This is a genomic window from Mammaliicoccus sp. J-M40, from assembly GCF_022386395.1.
GTDB lineage: Bacteria > Bacillota > Bacilli > Staphylococcales > Staphylococcaceae > Mammaliicoccus > Mammaliicoccus lentus.
This window is the reverse complement of sequence record NZ_JAJNIQ010000001.1, coordinates 389,702-404,909: the sequence shown is the minus strand read 5'-3', so window position 1 is coordinate 404,909 and position 15,208 is coordinate 389,702. Positions and strand designations below refer to the sequence as shown.

The 15,208-nt window shown below is 32.0% G+C and carries 17 protein-coding genes and 1 riboswitch; of the genes, 2 read left to right on the top strand and 15 right to left on the bottom strand.

What is annotated here, in order from left to right:
- Window positions 1-4: 4 nt before the first annotated feature.
- From LQ688_RS02170 to cmk, 9 genes are all read right to left on the bottom strand, one after another.
- The gene (locus tag LQ688_RS02170) at window positions 5-712 is read right to left on the bottom strand and encodes a demethylmenaquinone methyltransferase (protein WP_026023674.1); all 708 of its coding nucleotides are present in this window, start codon (window positions 710-712) and stop codon (window positions 5-7) included.
- Window positions 713-1,204, bottom strand: a complete 492-nt coding sequence (locus LQ688_RS02165) for a hypothetical protein (protein WP_016999986.1) — start codon at window positions 1,202-1,204, stop codon at window positions 713-715.
- A 131-nt stretch (window positions 1,205-1,335) separates the two neighbouring features.
- Window positions 1,336-1,608 carry an HU family DNA-binding protein gene (locus LQ688_RS02160; RefSeq protein WP_016912122.1) on the bottom strand — a complete coding sequence of 91 codons (273 nt, stop codon included), beginning with the start codon at window positions 1,606-1,608 and terminating at the stop codon, window positions 1,336-1,338.
- A gap of 126 nt (window positions 1,609-1,734) precedes the next feature.
- Window positions 1,735-2,460, bottom strand: coding sequence for a hypothetical protein (locus LQ688_RS02155; protein ID WP_016999987.1), 726 nt, complete (start codon window positions 2,458-2,460; stop codon window positions 1,735-1,737).
- Window positions 2,453-2,659 (bottom strand): DUF2768 domain-containing protein, encoded by a 207-nt coding sequence (locus LQ688_RS02150; protein WP_016999988.1) that lies wholly within the window; start codon window positions 2,657-2,659, stop codon window positions 2,453-2,455. Before LQ688_RS02150 ends, LQ688_RS02155 begins: the two co-directional genes overlap by 8 nt.
- A gap of 17 nt (window positions 2,660-2,676) precedes the next feature.
- A complete protein-coding gene (locus LQ688_RS02145; protein ID WP_016999989.1) occupies window positions 2,677-3,681 on the bottom strand; it encodes an NAD(P)H-dependent glycerol-3-phosphate dehydrogenase in 1,005 nt (334 codons plus the stop codon).
- A gap of 19 nt (window positions 3,682-3,700) precedes the next feature.
- The gene (der, locus tag LQ688_RS02140) at window positions 3,701-5,011 is read right to left on the bottom strand and encodes a ribosome biogenesis GTPase Der (RefSeq protein WP_016999990.1); all 1,311 of its coding nucleotides are present in this window, start codon (window positions 5,009-5,011) and stop codon (window positions 3,701-3,703) included.
- A 184-nt stretch (window positions 5,012-5,195) separates the two neighbouring features.
- Window positions 5,196-6,353 carry a 30S ribosomal protein S1 gene (gene rpsA / locus LQ688_RS02135; protein ID WP_016999991.1) on the bottom strand — a complete coding sequence of 386 codons (1,158 nt, stop codon included), beginning with the start codon at window positions 6,351-6,353 and terminating at the stop codon, window positions 5,196-5,198.
- Between the two features lie 78 nt (window positions 6,354-6,431).
- Complete coding sequence (gene cmk, locus LQ688_RS02130; protein ID WP_016999992.1) at window positions 6,432-7,085, bottom strand: (d)CMP kinase; 654 nt, start codon at window positions 7,083-7,085, stop codon at window positions 6,432-6,434.
- 74 nt (window positions 7,086-7,159) lie between these two features.
- Between cmk and LQ688_RS02125 the strand changes: the two genes are divergently transcribed.
- A complete protein-coding gene (locus LQ688_RS02125) occupies window positions 7,160-8,128 on the top strand; it encodes an asparaginase (protein WP_239724602.1) in 969 nt (322 codons plus the stop codon).
- Between the two features lie 49 nt (window positions 8,129-8,177).
- Here LQ688_RS02125 and LQ688_RS02120 read toward each other — a convergent pair whose 3' ends face one another.
- From LQ688_RS02120 to LQ688_RS02100, 5 genes are all read right to left on the bottom strand, one after another.
- The gene (locus LQ688_RS02120) at window positions 8,178-9,164 is read right to left on the bottom strand and encodes a YpdA family putative bacillithiol disulfide reductase (protein WP_016999994.1); all 987 of its coding nucleotides are present in this window, start codon (window positions 9,162-9,164) and stop codon (window positions 8,178-8,180) included.
- Between the two features lie 105 nt (window positions 9,165-9,269).
- Window positions 9,270-9,908: a CBS domain-containing protein gene (locus tag LQ688_RS02115; RefSeq protein ID WP_016999995.1), complete on the bottom strand. Its 639-nt coding sequence runs from the start codon at window positions 9,906-9,908 to the stop codon at window positions 9,270-9,272.
- A 24-nt stretch (window positions 9,909-9,932) separates the two neighbouring features.
- Window positions 9,933-11,459 (bottom strand): LysM peptidoglycan-binding domain-containing protein, encoded by a 1,527-nt coding sequence (locus tag LQ688_RS02110; protein ID WP_239752581.1) that lies wholly within the window; start codon window positions 11,457-11,459, stop codon window positions 9,933-9,935.
- 96 nt (window positions 11,460-11,555) lie between these two features.
- Window positions 11,556-12,929, bottom strand: a complete 1,374-nt coding sequence (locus LQ688_RS02105) for a RecQ family ATP-dependent DNA helicase (RefSeq protein WP_239752580.1) — start codon at window positions 12,927-12,929, stop codon at window positions 11,556-11,558.
- Complete coding sequence (locus LQ688_RS02100) at window positions 12,916-13,866, bottom strand: helix-turn-helix domain-containing protein (RefSeq protein WP_239706307.1); 951 nt, start codon at window positions 13,864-13,866, stop codon at window positions 12,916-12,918. Before LQ688_RS02100 ends, LQ688_RS02105 begins: the two co-directional genes overlap by 14 nt.
- 104 nt (window positions 13,867-13,970) lie before the next feature.
- Between LQ688_RS02100 and LQ688_RS02095 the strand changes: the two genes are divergently transcribed.
- Complete coding sequence (locus tag LQ688_RS02095; protein ID WP_016999149.1) at window positions 13,971-14,219, top strand: ferredoxin; 249 nt, start codon at window positions 13,971-13,973, stop codon at window positions 14,217-14,219.
- Between the two features lie 200 nt (window positions 14,220-14,419).
- Here LQ688_RS02095 and LQ688_RS02090 read toward each other — a convergent pair whose 3' ends face one another.
- Complete coding sequence (locus LQ688_RS02090) at window positions 14,420-14,968, bottom strand: ECF transporter S component (RefSeq protein ID WP_016999148.1); 549 nt, start codon at window positions 14,966-14,968, stop codon at window positions 14,420-14,422.
- A gap of 78 nt (window positions 14,969-15,046) precedes the next feature.
- A riboswitch (FMN riboswitch) is annotated at window positions 15,047-15,178 on the bottom strand.
- Between the last annotated feature and the right edge of the window lie 30 nt (window positions 15,179-15,208).

The following is a 15,208-nucleotide window of genomic DNA, read 5'->3' as shown; positions in this document are numbered from 1 at the left end:
CTTTTTATTTAGGTTTATAAGCTAAATGCATAGCCGCTACGCCACCAGTAAATCCTTTATATTTAATTCTTTCATAACCAACATCTGCAAACATTTGAGCAAGTTCTTTTTTACCTGGGAAGTTTTGAGTTGATTCTTGAAGCCAATTGTACTCTTGTAAAGATTTTGCAAATAATTTGCCGAATAATGGCATGATGTTTTTGAAATAAAAACTATATAATTGTTTGAATACTGGTATAGTTGGTTGACTCGTTTCTAAACATACTACCATACCGCCTGGTTTAACAACACGTTTTAATTCGTTTAATACATGCTTGTAGTCTGGTACATTTCGCAAACCAAAACCAATTGTCACATAATCGAATTCATCGTCTTCAAAAGGTAGATTCATTGCATCGCCATGTATTAAATGGATATTAGCCATATTTTCGGTTTTCTTTTTACCTACTTCTAACATGTTTTCGCTGAAATCTAATCCTACTACTTCTCCATATGGGCCAACTGCGTGACTTAATTGAATTGACCAATCAGCAGTTCCACAACAAACATCTAGAGCTTTACTGCCAGGTTTAACGTTCATTTCTTTCATAACGTATTTACGCCATCTTTTATGTTGTTCAAAGCTTATAATATTATTTAAAGTATCATATTTTCCAGATATATTTTGAAAAACGTGATGTACGTGTTCTGATTTAGATTTATTGTCCACTATTTATTCAGTCCTTTGGTTTCTTTTATAATAGTATGCATATATCTCTTCTTTTATAGATTCTCTATCTAATTCAATATCAAAGTAGTCTAATAAAGTTAAAATAAATATAGATTCAATTTCTTTTAGAGAATCAATATTATTTTGAGACTTGCTATCTATAAGAGTTTGTTTTAGTTCGTTTTGTTTACTAATTGCTTTAGTCATAATATCTAAAAATTGCAAATCTCTATGTAATGTAGCACATTTGTAAAAGTACGCACTTACAAGATCTCCGATTAGAATATCTTGATTGGATACACCAGGCTCTCCAATTCTATTTAAAAAGCGCATTGAGGCATCTATAGATATTGTAGCAAGCTTAGCATTTATATCAATATTAATATCATTTAATATATTTGCTATTATTGGATTGACTACTGGTATACGACTATTATTAACGCCTTTTAACAATTCAGCAACTTCTTTATTATAAATTTTTTCTATATTATCCATCTTATCACCTCAACATTATCACCTATATATCTTAACACTAACTTTATTGAAATGAAAATGCATATATTCAAAGAAATAAAAGAAATAAGACAAATAAAAAAAGCCCTTAAAAAGGGCTTAGATACAATTCATTATTTAACTGCATCTTTTAATGCTTTACCTGCTTTAAAAGCTGGAACTTTGCTTGCAGGGATATCAATTTCTTTACCAGTCTGAGGGTTACGTCCTTTACGAGCAGCTCTTTCGCGTACTTCAAAGTTACCGAAACCAATTAATTGTACTTTCTCACCATCTGATAAAGATTTTTGAATTGATTCGAACACTGCATCTACAGCAAGACCAGCTTCTTTTTTAGTTAAATTAGCTTTCTCACTTACTGAATTGATTAATTCTGTTTTGTTCATTTCAAATTCACCTCCCAAAAGGTTATCTAATGATATGTATAATACCATTATGATAAGACTTTAACACAACAACCTGTGTCACTGCAACGATTTACAAGCTATAAATGCACTATTTTTCGAATTTTATTAATAATTTTTCACTTTTGATTTAAAAACGGGTTCTTTGTCACTATTTATTGTAAATTCGGGCGAATAAGCTGGTAGTACTGGCGAATCTTCATACAATAATTTTCTGATGTCCGTTCCTGGTTTTGGAAGGTCTTTTCGTTTTTTAATTTCTTTAGATAAATCTAGCCTATAATCAATAATAAAATCATTTCCGCCATTCATATATACTGGTAATCTTTCATTGCTATATGGGCTTGGTACAGTTGGTTTCTTTTTAAAACCATACTTCTTATAATCAATTTCATAAACATTTGGTGCTACTTTATCACCTAACTGAAGTGGTTCACCGCTAGCATCTATGCGTATTCTAATATCTTTTAATACTTCGGAAGTTCTTAAATCGATTAAATAAACAGTAGGATCTTTATCTACATCCATAATGACGTATTGATAAATACCACCATTCTCAAAAGAATTACCTGGTAATTGAGATATAAATTTAGGTTTTAATTTATTGAAGTCAACTGGATGTTGTAGGTAAATCGAGTAGCTATCATCTCTTTCTTTAATAGGTAATAAACCATCATTGGCTTTTTGATATTCATCTACAGCCGTTTGGACGATGCTTAATTGATCTTTAGCAGGAACTTGATTTTCTGCCTTTTCTTTATCAGGAAAAGCACATGCTGATAACAACAACACACAAGTAAATAATAATATGTAAATACGCTTTTGTTTATCCATGGCTTGACCCACCTAAAACGACAATCATTAAGACGCCTGCCAATATAAGTGATATTACCGCTAGAAACATCGTAATACCACTTATGATTCTATTACTAAATTTAAACCTTGATAAATATACAAGTACTATTGCTAATATCATAAATCCAATTGAATAAAAAGATACCCACATTAAATCCATTCTTGAAATATCAAACATTTCACTACCCCACTTGCTTAAATATTCTCAGACTTCTTATCTCGTTCCATCAAATCTCTAACCCCATCTGGTACAGGATAATCTTCGAATAATACTTTATATAGACTTGATGTAATTGGCATTTCAACGTCATACTTTTGAGCAAGATGATAAGCAGCTTTAGTCGTACGAACACCTTCTACTACCATGTTCATTTCTTCTAAAGCTTCATCTAAAGTTGCTCCTTGACCTAGCATATTTCCACATTTCCAGTTTCTAGAATGTACAGAAGTACATGTAACGATTAAATCACCGATACCGCCTAATCCTAAGAAGGTCATAGGATCTGCGCCCATTTTAACGCCTAATCGTGTGATTTCTGCTAATCCTCTTGTTATAAGTGCAGCTTTTGCATTATCGCCGTAGCCTATTCCATCAGTTATACCTGAAGCCAGTGCGATTATATTTTTTAAAGCCCCACCAATTTCAATTCCAACTAAATCGTTGTTTGTATAAACTCGGAAATAATCAGTCATAAATAGATCTTGAGCTAGTCTCGCTACTTCTTGATTTTCAGAAGATACAGATACTGTAGTAGGATGTTTAATTGCAACTTCTTCTGCGTGACTTGGTCCAGATAGTACAGCGATACCGCCGTTAATTTTGCTGTCTATTGATTCATATATCATCTCAGATATTCTCTTGAATGTATCAGGTTCAATTCCTTTAGATACATGAATAAAGATTTTCTTTCCATATGCAATATCGTTAATATTTGTAGAAACTTCTCGTATCGCTTTTGTAGGTACAGCGATTATATAAATTGATGAATGATGTACAGCATCCTTTAAGTCCATCGTAGATTTAATGGATTCATTAATTGATATATCTTTTAAATATTTATGATTGCTGTGTTCTTTATTTATTTCGTTTACAGTTTTTTCAGTTTTGCCCCACATTAGTACGTTGTGATTATTATCTGCTAAAACGTTAGCTAAAGCAGTTCCCCAACTTCCAGTACCAAATACAGTAATATTTGACATAGTTATCCATCCTTTTTCTTTAGTTTCTTTTTCTTGAAATTAAGTGGATAGGTGTTCCCTCATATCCAAAAGCATCTCTAATTCGATTCTCTAAAAATCGTTTATAAGAGAAATGCATTAATTCAACATCGTTAACAAAAATAACGAATGTTGGAGGTTGTATAGCAACTTGTGTCGCATAGAATATATTCAATCTTCTACCATTATCAGTTGGTGTAGGATTCATTGCAACAGCGTCTGTAATAACCTCATTAAGTGTCGAACTTTGTACACGTTTACGATGATTTTCATCAGCCATTTGTATGAATGGGAATAATGTTCTTAGTCTAGATTTCTCTAGAGCTGATACGAAAGCTATTGGTGCATAATCTAAGAATTGGAAGTTATCTCTAACTTTCTTTTCGAATTTCTTCATAGTATTTGAATCTTTTTCTACTGTATCCCATTTATTAACTACTATTACAATTGCTTTACCAGCTTCATGTGCATAACCAGCTACTTTTTTATCTTGTTCGATTATGCCTTCTTCAGCATCAATTACAACGAGTACTACATTAGATCTTTCTATTGCTTTTAATGCTCTTAATACTGAATATTTTTCAGTGCTTTCATATACTTTACCTTTTTTCCTCATTCCTGCTGTATCAATTAATACATATTCTTGATCTTCATAATTGTATACAGTATCGATAGCATCTCTAGTTGTACCAGCGATTGGCGAAACGATAACACGTTCTTCACCTAGAATCGCATTGATTAAACTTGATTTACCAACATTAGGACGACCAATTAAAGATAATTTAATTGTTTCATCATCATATTCAGGGTCTTGTTCAGTTGGGAAGTGTTTAGCCGCTTCATCCAACAAATCACCTAAACCTAATCCATGGGAGCCTGATATCGGGAAAGGTTCTCCAAATCCTAATGAATAGAAGTCATATATTTCACTTCTCATCTCAGGGTTATCAATCTTGTTCACTGCTAATACAACTGGTTTATTAGACTTATACAAAATTTTAGCAACCATTTCATCAGCTTGAGTGACACCTTCTCTACCATTTACCATAAAGATGATGACATCCGCTTCATCAATTGCTACTTCTGCCTGTGCAGTTATTTGTTTTTGGAAAGGTTCATCACCTAAATCTATTCCACCAGTATCTATTAAGTTAAAGTCATGTGTTAACCATTCACCACTAGAATAAATTCTATCTCTTGTGATACCTGGCGTATCTTCAACTATTGATACTCTTTCACCAATAATTCTATTAAAAATTGTAGATTTCCCTACGTTAGGTTTCCCTACAATCGCTATAATGGGTTTTGTCATAAACCGTCTTCCTCTCATTCATAATCCTTTTTATTTTAACATATCATCGCTATTTAGCCTATGAAATATAAAAAGAGCTTTAATTTAATAATTTATCATATCATGTAATGTTGTAAAAAATAAAAACGACTGCTAATAAAGGTCTACTTCCTCTAATAGCAGTCTCATGTCATATCCTATAATTTTATAGTTTGAAATTCTTTAACTTGTCTCCGAAAACATCACCTAAAGTAGGGTTATCTTCATCTGAATCTGATTGATTTAAATATGATTCATCATAGTCAGTTTCTTGTTCGATTGTATCTTTAATAGATAATGAAATTCTTTCTTCGTCTTTATCTATACCTAAGATTTTCACTTGAACGTTTTGACCTTTTTCTAATACTTCCTCAGGATTGCCAATGTGTTCGTGGCTAATTTGAGATATGTGAACTAAACCTTGTAATCCAGCAGCAATTTCAACAAAAGCACCAAATTGAGCTAAACGCACAACTTTACCTGGTACAATATCGCCTACATTAAATTCTGATTCGATTTGTTCGAATGGACTTGGTAAAGTATCTTTAATTGAAAGCGAGATTCTTTCCGCTTCACGATCAACAGCTCTTACTTTAACTTTTACATTATCTCCAACTTGAACGACTTCATCAGGCGTTTTAACATGATTATGTGATAATTCAGAAACGTGCACTAATCCATCTACTCCACCTAAGTCAATAAACGCACCGAAGTTAGCAATTCTAGCAACTCTTCCTTCTAGAATGTCTCCTTGAGAAAGATTGTCTAATAACGCTTCTTTCTTAACGTCTAATGATTCTTGTTCCACTTTCTTGTGGCTTAGAATCACTCTGTTATTAGTTTGATCAAGTTCTTCTACTTTTAATGTTAAGACTTTTCCTAAATAGTCAGAGAAGTCTTCGATATAATGAACAGAAATTAAAGAAGCAGGTATGAAACCTCTTATACCAGCATCTACTACTAGTCCACCTTTAACTACTTCTGTTACTTCAGCCTCAATTGTTTCATCATTTTCTTGGATTTTTTGAAGTTTGTCATATGATAAATTTTCATCTAGTTTACGCTTAGATAATATATAATGACCGCTTTCTTCGTTTTGTTCAATTTTAGTTACGAAAGCTTCGATTTCATCACCAATATTGACGACTTCATTAGCTGTTTCGATGTGTTGAGTTGACAGTTGGCTTATTGGAATGATGCCATCAAATTTACCACCATCAATGTGTACAACTACATGTTTGTCTTCAATTTGTTGCACCGTACCTTTTACTTTGTCACCTTCTTGCACTTCATTTATCATGGATTCGTTGAATTCTTCCGTCATCAAAATTGCCTCCTTAAAATAAATATCTTAATATTAACTTCTTATAAAGAAGCTAAATTGTCAAGAAATTCGTACTATTTACACCATTTTGACTTTTGCCAAATTTACAATTTCATTTGTCACTTCGTCAATGGATAAACCTGTTGTATCAATACTTATTGCATCTTCTGCTTTCACAAGCGGTGAGATTTCACGATTCATATCAAATTGATCTCTTCTCTCAATGTCAATTTTTAAACTTTCTAAATCTGATTCAATGCCTCTTAGTTCATTATCTTTTAATCTTCTTAAGGCACGTTCTTCTACAGATGCTATCATGTATACTTTTAACTCTGCATCCGGTAATACTGTTGTTCCTACATCTCTACCGTCCATCACAACATTTTTTTCTTGAGCTAACTTTTGTTGTTCCTCTACTAAAAATGTTCTAACAGGTTCTTGTGAAGCTACATGAGAAACTTTTTCTGTAACATCATTCTCTCTAATTCTTTCTGATACATCAACATCGTTTAAAATGACACGCTGACCATTTTGTAAAACAATTCTTAAATCGATGTTTTGAACAAGCTGGCTAAAATCTTCTGTCTCTTGTTCGATATAATAAAGCGTAATTGCTCTATACATAGCACCAGTATCTATATAAATCATATTGAAATGCTGTGCTACTAATTTAGCAATGGTGCTTTTTCCAGCAGCTGCTGGTCCATCTATAGCTATATTTATTTTACTCATTTCCTTAACCTCTCTTGTTCTTTAATCTTATATATTTTATCATAAATTATAAACTTATGAACAGGAGGAAAGATATGAAGCGAATTTTAGTAATTCATACTGGTGGAACAATTAGCATGTCAGAAGATAAAGATACAGGTAAAGTCGAAACAAACGAAGAGCATCCAATGCATAGGCATCAAGCTTTTATACAATCACTTGGAGACATAGAAGAGATTAATCCTTTCCAAGTTCCTTCTCCACATATGAACAATGATTATATCATTATTTTAAAAAATATTATTACTGATGCTATAGAAAAAGATGCATATGATGCTTTTGTTATTACGCACGGTACAGATACTTTGGAAGAAACAGCATATTTGCTAGATTTAACAATAGATACATCATTACCAATTATTTTAACTGGTGCGATGAGATCTTCAAATGAAATTGGTTCTGACGGATTATATAATTATGTTTCAGCATTAAAAGTAGCTTCAGAAGACGAAGCGCGTAATAAAGGTGTCATGGTCATCTTTAATGACGAAATTCATACAGCTAAAAATGTTACAAAAACGCATACGTCAAATACGAGTACTTTCCAAAGTCCTAACTATGGACCAATCGGTAGTGTAACTAAGACACATGTTATATTTCATCATCAACCTTTTCCTTATAAGAAATACCCTGAAATTAACCCAAATACCAAAATCGGCTTAATCAAAGCACATATGGACATATCTAGTGATATATTTAATTTCTTTGTAGAACATCAATACAATGGTTTAGTTGTTGAAGCGCTCGGACAAGGTAATTTACCCCCAACTGCTCTAGATGGCTTACATAAGTTAATGGATGCGCATATACCAGTAGTAGTCGTATCTCGTTCCTTTAATGGAATAGTAGATGGTATATATGCATATGAAGGCGGAGGTTCTCAACTTCAAAATATGGGCTTAATTTTCTCAAACGGCTTAAATGGTCAAAAAGCACGATTAAAATTGTTGGTCGGTTTAAGTAATCATTTAAATAAAGAACAATTGAAAACATATTTCGCGTAAAATAAAAAATCCTTTTTATGAGTGTATTACTCACAAAAAGGATTTTGTTTTATGATTCCAGTGGTGTTTGCTTTTTTCTAGCTATTTCTTGTGCGATTGTACCACCATGATATTTACCATTTTCAATAAAGATTGTGTTGGCATCATTACCAGCTGCTATTACACCAGCTATAAATAGATTTTCAACATTTGATTCCATGGTATCTTTATTGTATGAAGGCGCTGTGCCATATTCATTAGTTATTGTATCAATACCACATGATTCTAAGAACTTATAATCTGGGTGGTAACCAATCATTGCAAATACAAAATCGTTCTTAATTGTATATGATTTACCATCTTGATTATACGTTAAAGTCTCTTCGTCAATGTGCTCAACTTCACTGTTAAAATGCATTGTAATCTTTTCGTGATTTACCAATGATTCAAAGTTAGGTAAAATCCAAGGTTTTATACTTTTAGAGTATTCTGATCCACGATAAATTACTGTTACATTTGCACCCGCTTTTTCTAACTCGATAGCAGCATCTACTGCAGAGTTTTTGCCGCCTACGATTACAACGTCTTGATTAAAGTACGGATGTGCTTCTTTAAAGTAATGCATAACTTTATCTAACTCTTGGCCTTCTACATCTAATTCATTATGCTGACCATAATATCCTGTTGCTACAGTTAAAAATCTAACTTTATAAGTTTGTTTAGTTGTTGATACTAAAAATCGGTTATCAACTTTTTTTACAGTTAATACTTCTTCGAATGTTCTTACATCTAATTGATGATGTTTAACCACTTCTCTGTAATAAACAAGTGCTTGGTTTCTTTTAGGTTTTAAGTCTTCAACGATAAAAGGTACATCACCGATACCAAGTTTTTCACTTGATGAAAAGAATGTCTGATGCGTAGGGTAATGATATATAGCATCTACAACGTTCCCTTTTTCAATTACTACAGCGTTTATACCTTGACGTTTTTGTTCAATGGCTGCACTTAAGCCACATGGTCCACCACCAATTATTAGGCTTTCAAATTCTTGCATTTATTTCACTCCTTATAATATACCTTGATAATTATATCAATAAAGAGCTATAAATAAAATAAAATGAGCCCAAGACATAAATAATTGTCCTGGGCTCTATTTTTCTTAGTCTTCAGTTACATCTAGAACTTTGAATCCGTTTCTAGATAAATACTTAATGAATTTTTTAATGTTATCTGTCTTTTCAACTTTAATAATCATACGACGATACATTTTGTCTGTTTCATCAAATGTTACAAATGAAATAGTGTTTAATTTATATTTTGCAATAATATTAGATAGTCGCTTAATTCTACCTTCAGCATCCACTGAAGTAATCGCAATTCTTACCCCTTTTTGCTTCATACCGAATGCTGACTTAAATTGTTCCATTACATCATATCTTGTCACAATTCCAAGGAAGTCTTTATCATCGTTAACTACAGCAATAATCGGAAAATCTTGCAAGTTCAACAATGCTTCTTCAACGACTAAGTTTTCATTAAGTGAATGCAAGTCAATCGTCAGTATATCTTCAATAATTGTATCATCAATGAAATTATCTCTTGATACATTTTCCTTTTTAAAAAAGTAATGTCTAAAAATACTGTAACGTGTAATCATCCCGATATACTTGCCATGTTCAACAACTGGTAAACCGTCGATACCATGATGTTCTAACTTATCTAATGCTGAATGAATCGTATCTTTTGGATGTGCGATGTAACATTTTTCTTTAGGTATCATAATATTTGATAAATACATAATTCCATCCCCTTTAATTGATGTCTATGGTATTACTAAATCTTGACCTTGAGAAATACTGTTTCCAGAAATACCATTTGCTTGTCTAATTTTTTCAACGTTTTCAGCTGAACCGTCACCATAATATTGTATAGCAATTCGGTACAAGTTCTCTTTACCAGTTACAGTATGAGATTCTTGGCCTTGACTTTGATTAGACTGATTGTTTTGGTTATTTTGGGCGTTTTGACCATTTTGCCCATTCTGATTGTTCGCTGCATCATCAGCTGCATTTTGAACATCATCATTGCTTGAATCTGAATTTTGACCGTATTGATTTACGTTTTGATCGCTATTTTGGTCTGGTTGTGAAGCTTGGTTGTTATTAGAAGCGTCATCACTAGCATTTTCATTACTGTCACTATTATCATTATTCGAATTGCTATCATCATTTGAACTATTAGATGATTTATCACTATCATCGCTTGATTGTTTATCTTCATCTGATGATTTATTAGATTTATTGTCTTCTTCTTTATTTTTTCTATCTTTTTCAGCTTGCTGGTCAGCTTTTTTCTTAGCATCGCTATTTGTCTGAGATGTCTTTTCTGCTAATTCTTTACCATTATCATTATTTGTACCGTTTAAATATGTGCCTAAGAATATTGCTAAAGCACCAAGTATCAATATTGCTGCAACGATTGGTATAATGGCTTTTTTAAACTTGTTTGAACCATCACCATTTCCATTACCGCCGTTTCCGCTTCCGCCACTTGGAGGTGTTCCTCCACCACCAGATGCTCCAGCTCCGGCTGCACCGGCTGCGCCTGTCGCTCCTGCGGCACCAGCTGCTGCACCTTTCTTCTTATTAGAATGATCTTTATTATCTTTCTTAGAATCTGTTTCAGCAGCACTATTATTTTTAGAATTAGCTGCTAAACCTGCCGCGCCTGCTGCACCGGCACCTACAGCAGCCGCTCCAGCTGCTTTTTTCTTATTAGAACCTTTATCTTCTTTATTTGTATCTTTAGATGTTTCGTCTTTATCCTTTGGAGAAGCATTTCCAGATTGAGAAGATGTAGCTGCGCCAGCCGCTGCTGTTCCTGCAACTTTACCTTTTTTGTTTTGTTTGCCTTTTTGATTTTTATCGTCTGTATCTTTTTCAGGTTTATCTGTTAAAGATTTTTTAGAATTTTTGTTTGCATTTACAGCGCCCGTTGCTCCTGCAACTCCAGCAGCGCCTGCTGCTGCACCTTTATGATTCTTATCTTGCTTTTGTTCAACTTGATCAGTGCTTTTATCTGTTTCTTTAGGTTGTGAAGCTTGTTTTTGCGCTTCTTCTTTTCTTCGTTGTCTTCTTAACGCGCCTCTTGGAGGATACTGTTGTTTGTCTTTCTTTTGCTGTCTATTTTGTTTTCTGCTTTCTTTCCGACTAGATTGATTATCTTGATTATTTTGATTCTCTTTAACATCTTCTTGAGAATCATTTAGTTCTTGATCTGCTTTGTCTTCAGTTCGCTCTATCGGTTGACGACTTTTCTCGAATTCGTCTTTGAAATTATCTTTAGACAATAAACTCACCTCTTCATTATCTTTTTAAATTTATATACTTAATATTTAGTATACTTTATTATATCCCTGTTCAACTTACCAAGTAAAGCAATCCTATTAAAATATTGCATTTAATCTTTCTTTGAATGTGGTCTTCTGTTTTACTTCTTTTTTATTTGGTTCATTTAGCAATTCAACATTCTTACAATTGTCACAACAATGATTATCTTGTTTCACATATTCATCAAAATACTTTAATAAATATATTCTTCGGCATGATTCTAGCCTTATATAATTTAATATGTAACGATAAGCATTAAATTTTTGTTCCTGTTCTTTTAATATTTTTTGCTTTAATTGTTCCATAGGATATAACTCTAAAAGGAACTGAATATTTCTAGAAAGTTCCTCATTTATTTGATACCCTTCTTCAAACAAATTAAGCACATCAATATCTAAACTATTTTCATTTGCTAAATGGTTCAATATCATTAAATCTCTATCTGTATATAAACTGATTGCTTGAGATGGTCTACCATCTCGTCCAGCTCTCCCCACTTCTTGTACATATTTTGAAGGAGAAGTTGATAAATGATAATGGATTACCGTTCTTACATCTTGCTTGTTAATCCCCATTCCAAAAGCGCTGGTAGCGACAATAATTTTAATATCATTATGAATAAATTGTGATTGTACAGTGGTTCTTTCTTGATAATCCAAATCCCCATGATATATCCCTGTTAGATAACCTGCTTTATAAATTTTTTCAGCAAGCTCATGACATTTTTTCTTTGAAGAAACATAAATAATTGTAGGACCGGTTTTTTTAATTTCTTTTAACAACCAATTCTCTTTATCGTCTTCGCTCGAAAAATTAAAATGATGATACATTATATTTTCACGATTTAAACTTTCTTTGTGTAACTTGAACTTTCTATTTGTGATTTTTTCAATGTCGTTAAACATCTTATCTGTTAATGTAGCCGTTAATGCAATTACTTGAGCATCTTTGAAATAATTTGTAACTTTTGAGATTAATGCATAGTGAGGTCTAAAATCGAATCCCCATTCACTTAAGCAATGCGCTTCGTCTATTACAATATATTTCAAGGATAAATTTCTAAAATGATTAAAATTATGATTTTCACATATAAATTCAGGACTACAGAAAATAAATTGATATTTGTTTAAATTGCGAAATACTTCGTCTTTTTCTTCTTTAGAAAGTGCTGAATGAATGGCGATAACCTTTTTTTCGCCATTTATTTTCATTTGAGCTACTTGATCATCCATCAAAGAAATAAGGGGTGAAATGATAAGAACACTACCTCCAGTAATATAAGCAGGCAATTGATAGCATAAACTTTTCCCTGCTCCTGTAGAAAGTATGCTTAATACATCATGTCCATCTAAAATATATTGTATCGTTTCTTCTTGACCATTTCTAAAATCATCATATCCAAAATATTTTTTCAGTTCATCTTTTAACATAGATTTCCTCCATTGCATAAATAACGTACATTAATTTAATTTCAAAGTAACTTAAATTTTCAAGTTTCTCATAATAATATTTTAAATTTTGGTTAGGCTTTTCTTCAAATACTTCTATAAAATTGACGTAAGTTTCGTCATTTATGTATAGAGATTTATCGATTAAATAACCTTTAATATACATTTCAATAATGTGATCGTGTATTGTATGAGTCTTCACGTTTTTTAATTCTGCTAATCTTTCAATATTCGTTGTCTGATTTAATAATTGAAAAGTTGTTAAAGTTTGATAATTTAAACTAGCTTCAAATTTAATTTTCGATAAAATCGGATATTTCTCGCTATTTTCTAAACACTTTTGAATATATTGAAATTCTTGTATTAATTGTGACTTTAACTCTAGTACAGGAATATGTTCAAGAAGTGATATTTGTTCTATTGTGTAGGGCGTTTCACCAAATCCTGTCAATAAATAATGTACGTATACGGTATTAAATTCATTTTCTATTTCTTCTAATAATTCGTAAATTTCATTTATAAATAAATCGAATTTATCATTTTTAATAAATGTGTATAATTCTTTTGCCTTGAATTGAATAGATTTATCATTGATAATTGGTTGATAGAAGGAATGGTCATGCTTTTTATGACTAACCATTTGTATAACCAATAAAATCGTTTGAATTGTTTGATAAGCTTGTTCATAAAAAGTGTTGGCTTTAATTGGCTTATATTGTGAGTATGATCCATTTTCTATAATCGATTCAAAGTGATGATATTTTAAATTTGGTAAACAACCATAATAGAGTTTAAGATGTTCGATTGTAGCATCAAAATATGTTTGATGAGACTTTTTACCGATAAGAATATTATAAATACTTTTATTAGTTTTGAGTTCGTGTTTCATAGAGAGTGTTTTCATTATTATCTCTTGCAATTAAGTCACCTCATTTAATATAAAAATGTTGAAAAATATACATGTAATCACTAAAATAGTTATGTATAATAAGTGTAGCATGTTTTTTAAAGGAGGCGAAAATTTTGGCTAAATACACTATAGTAGATATGGATACATGTATTGCTTGCGGTGCATGTGGTGCAGCTGCCCCTGATATATACGATTATGATGATGAGGGTATCGCCTACGTAATATTAGACGACAATAAAGGAATCGAAGCTGTCCCAGAAGAATTACTCGAAGATATGGAAGACGCTTTCGAAGGTTGTCCTACAGATTCAATTAAAATAGCAGACGAACCGTTTGATGGAGATGCGCTTAAATTCGAATAATATATATAAGAGTATAAGACTTAAATGTCTTTCTCAAAAATAAATGAACTTAGGATAATAAATCCTTACTCAAAATAAAGTTCCTAACCTGTTTTCGTTAATGGGTTAGGAACTTTTATTTATGTTTTTGAATTAGGGTTAATCCAACTAGTAAAAAAGCTGAAACATTTATTTCTGTCTCAGCTTTTCTTATTTGTTTTCTATCTTGTTATTGTTTTCAATTTATCAAATATCAATATATAGATGATTGCTATGATGACACCTTTGATGATATTAAAAGGTATAATACCTGCTGATACGATTGCTTTTAAATTGTGTGCTAAATCTGCAAGGTTCATTATTTGGCCATATAGTGGCAATAATACGAAGTAGTTCAATACGCTCATTAATATCGTCATCAATATAACACCTATTGCCAAACCGTACATCATGAATAATTTAGACTTTTTCATCTTATAAAAATAGTAAGTTGGAAGTATTAAACATACAGAAGCTAAAAAGTTTGCTGTATTTCCAATTGGTTCATGAGATACAATTAAAAAGTTAAAAATATTTTTGAATAGTGCAACTAAAATTCCTGAAACCGGACCGAATGTGAATGTCGCCACTAAAACGGGAACATCACTAAAATCCATAGTTAAATATGGTGGTAAAAATGGTAAAGGAAATTTTAAAAACATCAAAATAAAGCTAATTGCGATTAGCATACTTACCGTTAGTAAGCGCTTAGTTTTGTTATCGTTAGACATAATAACTCCTCCCATTCATCTCGTTAGAATAGGAGGAAAAGCAATAGCTAAATAAACCTAGCGCGTGCTAGATTATTCCTCCATCTTCTCCCATCCAGACTTTTACTGTCGGCCTTAGATTTACACTAAGTCAGCCAATATGAAATTAATCACATTGGGTCGCGGGCTATTACCGCCGGTATGGAATTACACCAAACCCCGAAGATGAATTTTTATTTAATTTTATTTTACGATTATATC